Genomic DNA, 8,184 nt, shown 5'->3' with positions numbered 1-8,184 from the left:
TTTTCAATCAGAGTAAGACTTTTTTTTCATAATTTTAAGCTTAAGATATTTACGAATACTTAAAGGTAGCCAAAAGTGAGAGTATTTCACCCGAAAGCTACCTTTAGGTTTAGTTCAACACGGTGTATAAAACATAGCTAATTAAGTACTAAATAGAAAGGTTTGTGCTTATTTGCAAAGACCGCCAAATTTTTAGTTTGGCTTTCAAAATTGATAAGTTAATAACAAAATATAAAAATTCGGCTCTGTGTTAATCCGAAAAGTTAGTGTCTTTTTACACGCTACGTTTCATACACAAACCGTTGGGCATAATTTGAATATGATAAACATTGTAACAGTAGATTATTATTTGAACGACAAAAAAGTCGTAAATACTTCAATTAATGGAGACGAAACTTTGCTCGATGCTGATGTAGTAATATTCGACCCATCTGAATTCCATAAATTATGGGAAGACAGAGTTAGGTATGGAGACGACAATGTTGGTAGAGTTTACTCGCCAACTTCTGACCAAATAAGACAAATTTTTGAAGCAAGAAAAAACGAGGTTGAAAAGATTTTAGAGAACGGAAGAATTATAATCTCTATTTTGCATCCGATTTCAGGATTTAATGGGGAAATTGGAGATAGAAGTAAATTTGATGTTGTAACCAACTATGATTTTCTACCACTTCCACAAAATTACTTTCTTGACAGACTTAAATCTGGTTCAAGCAATCAACAAAACTCGATAAAACATAACCCTAAAGGAAAAACTATTTTTTCTCAATTCTTTCACGCCTTCAAAGACGAAATTGAGTACACAGCATATTTTGATTTTGATGGTACAGAAAATCAAGATTTTTTTATTTTAAACAAAGCAAACAGACCAATTGCATCTTTTCATAAATATTCAAATGGACTAATTATCAATTTACCATCATTAAATTATGACAAAGACGACAGTAAGTTTACAGGTGTAATTAGGCAATGTACTGAACGGTTTTTATTAAAAAAGCAACAAACACCACCACCTTCTTGGACAAGTTTTTTTAGTTTAAATGGAGAGTCTGATTTGGAAAGTAAACTAATTGAATTAGGAAAACAGATTGATGCTTTAGAATTGAAAAGAAGCCACATTCAAAAAGAGAAATCTGAACTTACTCAATTTAAAGGCTTGTTATATGAACAAGGCAATGAGCTTGAAATTTTAGTTTTAAAATCATTTCGTCTTTTTGGGTTTAAGTCAGAAAATAGAAAACAAGATGATTTAGAGCACGATGTGGTTTTTGAATCAGACGAAGGTAGAGGGATTGCGGAAATTGAAGGAAGGGATAATGACGCTATTCATATAGGAAAATTAGACCAGCTAAATCGCGCAGTAGACGAAGATTTTGAATTGACAGAAGAATACCCGCAAGGCTTGTTAATTGGAAATCACTATCGACTTACAAATCCAGAGAAAAGGAAAGAACCATTTACAGAGAAAGTAAAAATTGTAGCAAATAAAAAAAGTTTTGGACTGTTAACAACAGTAGAAATTTTTAAAGCTATTAGTTACATAATCGAGAACCCAGACGATGAGGGATTCAAGAAGAAGTGTCGTGATAAAATATTAACAACAACTGGAAAAGAAATTGAACTAACTGAATAAAAACTATGCCTAATAACTAAGTGTTCGTGTGGTCGGTACGGCCAAACATGAACACCGACAAGGTGCCCCCATAAAAAGCACCAGTCTAGTTTCTCAAAGTTAAAACGTATTCTCATTAGTTATCCTATATTTTGAATGGTTGGTAATGCCCTGGAACTAACACGGTCATTTTTCAACTCGTACATACTTTAAGTAGTATTGGTGCAACTCGGCTGGTGAGGCACCCTGCCATTTTTTTAAATAAATGGTCCAGTAATGGTATTGCAAACGCCATATGCCATTGGTATGGTAGCACCGGGCCGACGTGGTTAACCATTCCTGAATTACTACAAACTGTTTACGTGCGTATAGTTTATTTATGAGGTCGTTATCTTCATAAATGGTGTAGTTTTCATTATAGCCTCCAATGCTATTAAAAAGGGTTTTGGTTATAAATTGGCTTTGGTCACCACCCCGACAGGCACGCCAGGGGAATTGGGTGAGCCAACCAGCCAGTTTAAGCCACCAGTGGGCACTGTCGAATTTCATTTTAAAGCACCCTGCTTCGTTTTCTTTTTTAACTTCGTTAATAATGTGGCTGTCAAAGTGTTTTGGAGGCAAGGAATCGGCGTGCAAAAAGTAAAGAATGTTCCCCGATACTTTGATAGCGCCAAGGTTCATTTGTTTGGCACGCCCTTTTTCGGAAGGTATCAATGTAACATTGGGAAAGGTAGAAACGATGTTTTGCGATCCGTCCGTACTACCGCCATCAACCACTATAATATCTGCGATATGTTTTTGGGAAGCAGCATTTTTTTTAAGATAATCAAGTAGTTTACCAATCGTGTTTGCTTCGTTTAAAATAGGGATGATTATGGACAGTTGATGCATTTTTGTTCGTATTGCACAGCGTTTATACTCTGTAAGCTTACTCGTTTAAATTCCAATTGTAATCCTTGTAAGTTATTTTGGCCTTTTTTGAAATATCAATATCGGAATATTGTTTGAGAAAGTCAACGAGTTTGCCATTCTGTTTAAAATCGGAAGAAAACCATTTAAATAGTTTTGAAAGTTCAAGTTTATTTTTCGTGATCTTATTTTTGGTGGTATCGTTTAAAAAATGTTTAGCAGCCTTATTGAGTTGTGCTTCTAAGTTTTTGGCATTGTAAGCTTCGTTGTATAATTTGGGACAGGACATTGAGGCACAGACAATAGCAAAATGAATGCGGGGTTCGTTCATGTTTCTTAGGATGTCATGTTCAATTTGGTTTAGGGACAAGGTTTTATTTTTAATGGTGATAAACTTCTTATCCCAAGGGTTTTTAATGTCTTTAATACTGTTTAAAGGATAGTTGTCAATAATAAGTTTAATGGTAAAAGCATTGTAGGCGTTAACCCAATAAGCTAGGGTTTCTTGCTTTGTCCAATGTGATTGGGGAGGTGTTTTTGTTATGGTATTTAAATAGGTGTTTAAATGTTCAGGATTGGATTGTATGCTTTTATAGTTAACAAGTCCTTCTTTGGAAACATACGTTTGTAAAAACGCGTTCCACAACCCATGATCTGCTTTTTGGCCAAAAACAGAGACACTTAAAAAGAACAAAAGTAAAACGTTATAAAGTCTTATCATGATTTTTTATTTAAAGGGTATAACTCTTGGTTAATAAAGTCTTGAGGGAATGCTTCGTCGCCTTCAAACCCCAATTCAATATCGCGACCGTTGTAGGGCATGTAATTTGTTTTAAATAAATAATCCCAAACACTTAATGTTAGTCCATAATTGGCACCATACCTAACATGTTTTGGGAGGGTTTTGGCGTGGTGCCAAATGTGCATTTTGGGGTTGTTGAAAATGTATTTTAAAATACCGTAATCCCAGTTTAAATTGGCATGGTTTAAATGGCCAATGGCAATGGTGAAAAAATAAACGACAGCAACATCCTGAGCATTGTAATTCCCGATAATGGCTAGAGGAATGTATAAAATTGATTTGTAAACCACAGGTTCCATCCAATGGTAGCGTAAATGTGCGGCAAAGCCCATTTGCTTCACACTGTGGTGTACTTTGTGAAAATTCCATAAAAGGGGAACGCGGTGTAATAAACGATGGGTGTTCCATTGCACAAAATCGGATACCAAAAAGAAGACTGTTAATCCGAGCCATTTGGGAAGGTTGTCTACATCGAAAAGCTGAAAGCTAGTAACGGACAGATTAAAAATTTTGAGTATGTCGTCAAAAATTTCAGCGATTGTATTGGATAGGGCTATTAATACGATGAGGTTGAGTAAAAAGAAATTAAAGAACATGTAAAAGGTGTCCAGCCAAAAATCTTTTCTAATAATTGCTTGGTTTTTACGCCAAGGAAATAGGATTTCCAAGCCCCAAACGAGTAACGAAATAACAATCAACCCATAAAAATAGTTGTCCCAATGGTTTTGGAATAAGAGCTCTTGTTTAAGATAATTCCAATATCCGGAATACGAATTTTTTATGATATCAATATACTTTTCCATACACCTCTCACGAAAGCGGAAATCTTAAGGTATTTTAACAACATCCACCACCATCATAATGGTAGGTAGACTCACTTATAAAAATATCATCCCTGTTAAGTGCTTTTAATGCTTTGGCTGTTTTATCGCATACTGCCAATGGCTGATTTTTAAGTAACATGTGGCCAGCCTTATCGTCAAAATAATCGGCATCACCGTAATAAATAGCTGCTTTTCCGGTAAAGATACAGGGGCCGTCTTCGGGCATGGGATCTTTGATAGCTGCGACTTCAATCGACTCAATATAGATCAATTCATCTGTAGGGTAATTTTTAGGATCAAGGATTCTATACGGTTTCCTAGCTCTTATCTCTATGGTGCCAAAGCCGGCATCGGTAAGCATTTTTACGTAGTCTTTAATGGGTAGGCTACCACTAAGACATAGGGCTCTTAAGCGCTCGTCGTTACGCAGTGTTTCATTCATAGGGTGTTCGCAGGTAGGGTCGCTCATAACCAGGCGTCCGTGCGGCTTTAAAACGCGGTACATCTCAGATATGGCTTTTTTTAGATCGTCGGCCTTGAATATATTGAACAAACAATTTTGCGCGGCAACATCTATACTGTTACTTTCTACGGGCAAGTGCATGGCATCTCCCTTTTTTAGGTCGACAAATTCACTTTTAAACCACGGATTAAGCGTTTCGGCTTCTATGAAATTTTTACGGGAAGCTTCCAGCATTTCGTCTACAACATCAACGCCAATAACACCATGTTTTTGTCGGTTAAAATAGGCAAATTGTAGTAGCTCCATACCACCACCAACACCCACATACAGTGTTTTCGGGTTGTTGGTAAGGTCGCGAGCATGAACTGTACTACCACAGCCATAGTTCATTTCCTGCATGATTTTAGGAATTTTTAAGCCTGGTAATTCCCAAACGGGATTGGTTGTGCAACATAAGCCTACGTTAGGACTAAGGGCTGCTTCTTTATATACATTATGCGTCGTTTCTAGATAACTCATGTGTTTTAATCGTTAAGTATTTGATATTTTCATTGCCTACAATGTTTTAATTAATTCCTTGAAGAGCAGAATCATCTCTGGTTCAGCCTTTTCTGCCATGGCAATAATATCGTTAATGTCTACCGGTTTTAGATTGTTTGGGTCGCATTCATCTGTTAAAACTGACACGGCAGCAACGTTTAATTTTAAATGATTGGCAACAATTATCTCGGGAACGGTACTCATGCCCACTGCATCGGTTCCAATTATTTTTAGCATTTTGTATTCGGCACGTGTTTCTAGTTGTGGTCCTACAACACTGGCATAAACGCCTTCATGAAGGGTAATACCATTGGCTTTTGCAATGGATTTAAACTTTGAGTTAATATCAGCATTGTAAGGGGCACTCATATCGGTAAAACGTTCGCCTAAAAGTTCAACGCCCTTAAAGGCTAAGGGCGAACTGCCTTGCAGGTTAATATGGTCTTCGATAAGCATTAATTCACCCTTCTTAAAATTTAAGTTAATAGCGCCTGCGGCATTGGAAACAAGGAGCGTTTTAATACCTAATTTTTCCATAATGCGTACTGGATAGGTTACGTCCTGGAGGGTATAGCCTTCATAGATGTGGAAGCGCCCTTGCATAACCACTACTTTTTTGCCTTCAAGCTTTCCGTAGATTAATTTTCCTTTATGGAACTCGACGGTGGCCGTGGGGAAATTAGGTATATGGTTGTAGCTTACTTCTTTTATTATATCTATGTCGTTTGTTAGTTGTCCTAAACCAGTACCTAAAATGATGCCAATTTCTGGGGCTTCGAAACCTTTTTGCTGTAAGTATTCTACGGTTTCTTCTATGTATTTAATCATTTAATTCTTGTATTTTTTGTTTTAACGCTTCGTTCGATTGGTAAAAGTTGGAGGCTATTAAGTCTTCATAGGTGTCAATATCATTTAATGCTTCCAGTAGGGTGTAAGATATGTTTTTCTGTTCTAATTCTAGGCGTGTAACATCCAATAAATTGGTTTGGCTCCAGGGTTTGTTGTTAAAGATAAACGGGTGGTATTTTGCTTGTCCTATTAGGTAATAACCACCATCGGTAGCAGGACCAAAAACAACTTGGGTGTTATTTAATGCTTGTAAACCTTTTTCGATATGTTTGGCGTTAATATCTGGTAAGTCAGAGCCAATCAGCACAATATGGGTGTAACCGTCTTCAAATCCTTTTTTAAAAGCATTTTGCATGCGCTCTCCTAGGTTTTGCCCTTTTTGAACGGTTTTGTAATCGTTGGGCCATTTCGAATCTATAATGGCATCAGAGAAATAAATGCGCTTGTCTACAGGTATGTTTAGGGTGGCTTGTTCTGTAATTTCTACCAATTCTTTATAAACTTCGAATGCTGCTTGGCTACCTATCGTTTTTGCCAAACGTGTTTTTACTTTTCCTAACTTAATATTTTTAACAAAAACAATAATGAGTGCTTTAGTCATAAACTTTAATGCCTTTAGTTAACCATTGTTTCCATGTTTCATCAAAAACATGTACGGAATCCGTTTCTTTTTCGTTGGAATCGAATAGTTTAAAATTGTTGTTTTTCCATTCAAAAATACCACCATATAAATTGTAAATGTTAGTATAGCCTGTTTGTTTTAGTTTTTCGGCAATGACTTCGGACCGAATACCAAGGGAACAGTATACAACAATATGAGATGTTTTATCGGGGATCTTTTGTGTTATCGTATCAACACTAAAAAAATCATAACCAACGTGAATGGCATTTTTGATATGGCTTATTTTGTATTCCCTTGGCTCTCGTGCATCCAGAATGATGGCATTAGTTTTGGGCATTGCCAGCTCCTGAACCGAGATGTAAGGAACACTTTTGGTGTTGTGCTGCTTTAATACATCGCCAATATTATTTTGTCCCCATAACGGAAGTACTATGAGCATTAATAAAGATGTATGTATTAGTGATCTTTTCAAACGTTTTAAATTTAAGTCACTGATCCCTGGCAACTGCTTCCGGCACCGGCGGTACAACCGTAACAATGTTGTGAAATGACAATATTACGACCTTCTAATAGGTCTTGGTTAAATTCTGAAATGTGCTTTGCTTTGCTGTTAACAGGTAATTCCAGCATCTGATTAAAATCACAATCGTATAGGTAGCCGTCCCAGCTTACCGATAGGGTGTTGGTACACATTACGTTGGCTACGGCAGAAGGGTTGAATGCTTCAACCAGACTGTACATGTAATCTTCGTAATTTTCGGAAGCTATTAAATAGTCTAAAAAGCGACTAATAGGTAAATTGGTTATGGCAAATAGGTTGTGGAATTGAATATTGAAATCTTCTTTTAAAGCCTTTTTAAAATCCTTTTCTAGAGCTGCTTGGTTACCGGGTAAAAAAGCTCCCGACGGATTGTAAACAAGGTCTAGTTTTAACGGACTTTCAGGCATGCCATATCCTACTGCGTTAAGCATTTTAAGAGCTTCGATGGAGCTGTCGAAAACACCATTACCGCGTTGCTTATCGGTTTTTCCTCGCGTCCAATGTGGCATGGAACTGACTACATGTACGTTGTGCTTTTTGAAGAACTCTGGTAAATCGTAATACTTTTTATTTGCCTTGATTATGGTTAGGTTGGATCGTACGATAAAGTCCTTGATACCTGCTTTTGATGCTTCTTCGACAAACCACCTGAAGTGCGGGTTCATTTCTGGAGCGCCACCCGTTAGGTCGAGTGTATGGGCGCCTGAATTTTCAATAACATTTAAGCATTGCTGCATGGTTTCGCGTGTCATGATTTCTTGACGATCGGGACCGGCATCGACATGGCAGTGTTCGCATACCTGGTTGCACATATAGCCAACGTTTATTTGCAGGATTTCTATTTTTTTAGCTTTAATGGGGGCTAAGTTAGTTTCTGCTAGTTTCGATTTAAAAGTGGGAAGCTCTCCATTCTTAAAAATTCCGTTTGATAGAATGTCGAGTTGCCTGTTGCTATTTGCCAGATCGCTATTGCGTTTATGTAGTGACTTTGTTGCCATTAATTGGGTTTTGGATATAAAATG

At 37.0% G+C, this 8,184-nt stretch carries 9 protein-coding genes; 1 reads left to right on the top strand and 8 read right to left on the bottom strand.

Translation table 11 applies throughout. The features are described from left to right. Positions 1-349 precede the first annotated feature (349 nt). The gene (locus tag JF259_RS16360; RefSeq protein WP_199116783.1) at positions 350-1,633 is read left to right on the top strand and encodes a hypothetical protein; all 1,284 of its coding nucleotides are present in this window, start codon (positions 350-352) and stop codon (positions 1,631-1,633) included. Positions 1,634-1,798: 165 nt separating this feature from the next. Here the strand turns inward: JF259_RS16360 and JF259_RS16355 are convergent, their stop codons facing one another. From JF259_RS16355 to arsS, 8 genes are read right to left on the bottom strand one after another with little or no spacing between them, the layout of a single operon-like run. Further along, positions 1,799-2,503, bottom strand: coding sequence for a TIGR04283 family arsenosugar biosynthesis glycosyltransferase (locus tag JF259_RS16355; RefSeq protein WP_199116782.1), 705 nt, complete (start codon positions 2,501-2,503; stop codon positions 1,799-1,801). A gap of 37 nt (positions 2,504-2,540) precedes the next feature. Further along, positions 2,541-3,242: a DUF547 domain-containing protein gene (locus tag JF259_RS16350; protein ID WP_199116781.1), complete on the bottom strand. Its 702-nt coding sequence runs from the start codon at positions 3,240-3,242 to the stop codon at positions 2,541-2,543. Continuing rightward, entirely contained in the window at positions 3,239-4,126 is an 888-nt protein-coding gene (locus JF259_RS16345; RefSeq protein WP_199116780.1) for a sterol desaturase family protein, read from the bottom strand. The genes JF259_RS16350 and JF259_RS16345 overlap by 4 nt, the downstream gene beginning before the upstream one ends. A gap of 34 nt (positions 4,127-4,160) precedes the next feature. Beyond that, the gene (gene arsM / locus JF259_RS16340) at positions 4,161-5,129 is read right to left on the bottom strand and encodes an arsenosugar biosynthesis arsenite methyltransferase ArsM (RefSeq protein ID WP_199116779.1); all 969 of its coding nucleotides are present in this window, start codon (positions 5,127-5,129) and stop codon (positions 4,161-4,163) included. A gap of 36 nt (positions 5,130-5,165) precedes the next feature. Beyond that, positions 5,166-5,978, bottom strand: coding sequence for a purine-nucleoside phosphorylase (locus JF259_RS16335; protein WP_199116778.1), 813 nt, complete (start codon positions 5,976-5,978; stop codon positions 5,166-5,168). Next, a complete protein-coding gene (locus JF259_RS16330; protein ID WP_199116777.1) occupies positions 5,971-6,600 on the bottom strand; it encodes a TIGR04282 family arsenosugar biosynthesis glycosyltransferase in 630 nt (209 codons plus the stop codon). The genes JF259_RS16335 and JF259_RS16330 overlap by 8 nt, the downstream gene beginning before the upstream one ends. After that, positions 6,593-7,093 carry a rhodanese-like domain-containing protein gene (locus JF259_RS16325; RefSeq protein ID WP_317192103.1) on the bottom strand — a complete coding sequence of 167 codons (501 nt, stop codon included), beginning with the start codon at positions 7,091-7,093 and terminating at the stop codon, positions 6,593-6,595. The genes JF259_RS16330 and JF259_RS16325 overlap by 8 nt, the downstream gene beginning before the upstream one ends. A gap of 11 nt (positions 7,094-7,104) precedes the next feature. Beyond that, positions 7,105-8,160, bottom strand: coding sequence for an arsenosugar biosynthesis radical SAM (seleno)protein ArsS (arsS, locus tag JF259_RS16320; RefSeq protein WP_199116776.1), 1,056 nt, complete (start codon positions 8,158-8,160; stop codon positions 7,105-7,107). Between the last annotated feature and the right edge of the window lie 24 nt (positions 8,161-8,184).

It is taken from the genome of Snuella sedimenti (assembly GCF_016428595.1).
Classification (GTDB): Bacteria; Bacteroidota; Bacteroidia; order Flavobacteriales; family Flavobacteriaceae; genus Snuella; species Snuella sedimenti.
The sequence above is the reverse complement of the archived record's forward strand: the minus strand, read 5'-3'. Positions and strand labels throughout refer to the sequence as shown.